Annotated in this window: 4 protein-coding genes; all 4 read right to left on the bottom strand. The window is 54.8% G+C overall.

What is annotated here, in order from left to right; genetic code table 11:
* Positions 1–67 precede the first annotated feature (67 nt).
* A complete protein-coding gene (locus tag PHC90_14870; protein MDD3847629.1) occupies positions 68–1,504 on the bottom strand; it encodes a hypothetical protein in 1,437 nt (478 codons plus the stop codon).
* Positions 1,501–2,139: a hypothetical protein gene (locus PHC90_14875; protein MDD3847630.1), complete on the bottom strand. Its 639-nt coding sequence runs from the start codon at positions 2,137–2,139 to the stop codon at positions 1,501–1,503. Before PHC90_14875 ends, PHC90_14870 begins: the two co-directional genes overlap by 4 nt.
* Positions 2,136–2,861 carry a hypothetical protein gene (locus PHC90_14880; GenBank protein ID MDD3847631.1) on the bottom strand — a complete coding sequence of 242 codons (726 nt, stop codon included), beginning with the start codon at positions 2,859–2,861 and terminating at the stop codon, positions 2,136–2,138. The genes PHC90_14875 and PHC90_14880 overlap by 4 nt, the downstream gene beginning before the upstream one ends.
* A gap of 18 nt (positions 2,862–2,879) precedes the next feature.
* Positions 2,880–3,216: hypothetical protein (locus tag PHC90_14885; GenBank protein ID MDD3847632.1), on the bottom strand; the 337-nt coding region annotated here is incomplete at its 5' end.

A 3,216-nucleotide genomic window follows, 5' to 3' on the forward strand; every position in this document is an offset into this window, starting at 1 on the left:
ATCAACCATTTTCTGCGCAAGGACATCGAAGACGACATTGTCGTCAAACTTTACATAGAGTCTCACCCTATATCTCCCTGTCCCCCTTCTCCTCGACAAAGTTTATGAGCACGGTGAGTTCCGACGTCCTGTCCTGTGAACTGTTGTACCCGAAGAGATACGAAAGGACGGGCAGATTGCTTAAAAGGGGTATCCCCACCCGCTTTTTGTCGGTGCTCTTGATCTTGAAACCCGATATGGCAACGGTCTCGCCGACTGACATCTTTATCGGTATCGAAACGTAGTTGCGCTCCACCTGGGGAAGCTCGATCTTCTCCACGACCTGAAAGCCAAGGAGATTGGAAAGATCGACACTGGTGTTCACAAGGTACCCCTTGTCCAGTTTCAGTGGGTTGACCGTCATCTTGAGACCCACTTCCATGCTTGCCATCTGCGGAGTCGTGATCGTCTGATTATTGACGACCTGGATCACGCTGCCCGTCGTGTACCACACCGTCTGCGACATCTCGAAGGGGAGGACTGCGCCAGAAACCGCCCTCGATTCCCACGAATGGACCACATGGACATCGCCATAGGTCCCGAGCATCTTGATGAATCCCGCAAAATCCTCATCGATCACCAACAGGGTCGCGACATTGCTGTCGCCCATCGTCTGCGTAAAATTCGTGTTCAATGCAACAGACGGGCTTCTCGATTTAAGCAGCGCATACCAGTTGAGCCCCGTCTCGAACTCGTCTTTGTAGTCTATACGGACAAGGGTGATCTTCATTGTGATGGTCTTACGTTTCATGAGGTCCGTGTCGAGCATTTCCTTGACCATCTTGATCCGTGAGGGTATGTCTCGCACGTAGACAAATCCGGCTGTCATGGGTGTTGCCACACCCTTGGCTGAAAGCATTTTCTTGATGCTGTCGATGATCTTCGTCATCTCACGGTCTTCCGTCTTGTCTCCCGTGGATGACGATCCCGATGAATTCTCCGATGTCCCAGAACTCGAGTACGCACCCGTTGTCGACGAGGAAGATGTTCCGTTCAGCGAGCGGTTGTTCGACGACGAGGTATCATTCAGCGATTCCTTGTGTCTCACATACACATCATGAACGTTGAGGATGGCCTCCTCGTAGGGGGTGACAACGTATGCCCCATCGACAACCTTTCTGCAGGCATAATCGAGACCGGAGACGATGGTCTCGATGGCCTCCTCGAAGGAGTCTCCTTCGTAATAGGCGCTCACCTTCACCTTTGATGCGTCTATCTCGCGGTCGATGGTAATGCTTGCCCCGCCCTGCCTCCCCAGGGAAAGAAGTGCGTCGTTGAGGGGCACGCCGTTGAAATGAAGGTTTACCGCCTTCGCTCCCGTATTTCTAATGACCGCCTCGGACAGGAGGGTCCTTTTGAAGGCACCTTCTGCCGTTTCGGCGCTGTTTGCAGACCATCCGGGAGCGCAGATCACCACAAGGACCGCCGCCGTAAGGCTCCATCTGAACAGTCTCTTTCCCGTCACTCGACCCCTCCTGTATCCGGCGTATATCTTTTGACCCGGCAAACAAATCCGTCAGGCGTCAGAAACACCCCCTCGCCGCCTGAAAAACCGAGGGAAACCTTTCTCGCCGCTTTTTGTGGTATGTAGAACACATTGAAACCATCCTTATCATTCATGATGGTGTAGAATGTCCTGCCGGCGCTGAAGGTTCCCCCCATTACCGGCACTACGTGTATCAACGGCATTGCGCCCCCGGTGAAAAGCGTTCTGATCCGGTGCCAGGCTATCTGTCTCGCCTTATGGACCACACCTCTTTCTCCGGTATCGAAGACAGCGACGATGAACCTCGTTCCCGGCGCCTCGAGCATCTTGATGTTGAAACCGTCCTGGGTTGGCGCCGCTGGTATGTCGAGAATGGCGGCAAGCTTTGCCTGCCATTTTTCGCCTTCCGTCAATGGCGGTCTTTCCGCCCCTGCGCCGGATGCGGCGGCCCGGGGGGCCATTCGGTTGAGCTCACCTTTGACGGCTTTCGGTTTATCGAGAAAGGCATCTTCCAGTTCCAAAGACATTTCCTTCATGGACAGGGCCTCACCGTACCCCGAATATGCCCAGAGGCTGACACATGCCGCAAACAGGGCCACAAGAATGTGCCTCATGGCTTTCCTCCTTCACGGGAGATGGCGACAAGGGCATAGGTTGAGCTCCCCGACAGGCGCAGCACGTAATGATGTTCACCGTTGTATTTCCCTTCTTTCCTGAGCGTTGCCACCAACTTCTTAAGCTGCGCCACGGTGTCAAAGGTCCCCAGCATCTCGCATGTCAGGCCCTCCACCTTGCTCCTTGCGTCCATGAAGGCCACGAGTCTCTGGGTTTCGTTCTCATATCCCTTTTTAATTCGCACGATAAGATTGCATTTTCCGTCGACGCTCACATCCGCGTTCGAAGGAAACCACGACGGATAATATTCGACGGGCCTGTAGAGGCCGGGCATGATCGCAAGTTTGCCGCCGGCCGCATACCCTCCCCCGAAGGGCACGCGATCCGACCCTGATGTTTCCCAATTGTAAGATTGCCGAAAGGACTCGCCCGGCACAACCCGTAATTCCCCGCCGGTAACAACAAGCTTCATGTTTTCGTCGCCTCCCTGCACCATCGATATGATGCCCGATTCCTCTTTACTCCCGTCTGCTTCCGTCATCCTGTAGAGATAGCGAGAATAGGGTTTTGCAGGCTCCGCGTCACCGAGGATGTTCCACATGTCGGCGGCGGTTGGCGTTGGTGATTGATCACCGAGGCCTTGCCCCGCGTTCTCAAGTCCGCTGCAGCCTGCCACGGCCACAATAGCGACAAGGGTTTGAAGGAAGAGTCTTATACGCATGCTGTTCTTTCCCCGGATCTACGGTATGAAGTAGATCAATACGGGCACTCCCTTTTCCATGATGAGTGTTGGCGTCTTCTTCGTCGAACCTTCTATTTTTTTCGACAGCCCCTGGAAGACGGTGTCTCCCGCCGCCAGAGCGCCTTCCCGCAGGCGGTCGCCGCTTTTCGTCTGGCCCGTAACCGTGACGCCTCCGGCCCCCACCTCCACCGTTGTGGTGTCTTTCCTTAGTGCATTAAGAAATGACGAGACGCCGGCCATGACGCCGCTCGTGACCGTTCCGACAACATCCTCGTGCTTCACCGCCGATACGATGCCATCGGTCTCGTCTATCGATGCGACATACCCTTTCATC

The organism is Syntrophorhabdaceae bacterium, assembly GCA_028698615.1.
In the GTDB taxonomy this organism is placed as follows: Bacteria; Desulfobacterota; Syntrophorhabdia; order Syntrophorhabdales; family Syntrophorhabdaceae; genus Delta-02.

Bases quoted from the DNA above. Each gene is read 5' to 3' on its own strand.
- PHC90_14880 (MDD3847631.1), bottom strand. From the start codon at position 2,861: ATGCGTATAAGACTCTTCCTTCAAACCCTTGTCGCTATTGTGGCCGTG.
- PHC90_14875 (MDD3847630.1), bottom strand. From the start codon at position 2,139: ATGAGGCACATTCTTGTGGCCCTGTTTGCGGCATGTGTCAGCCTCTGG.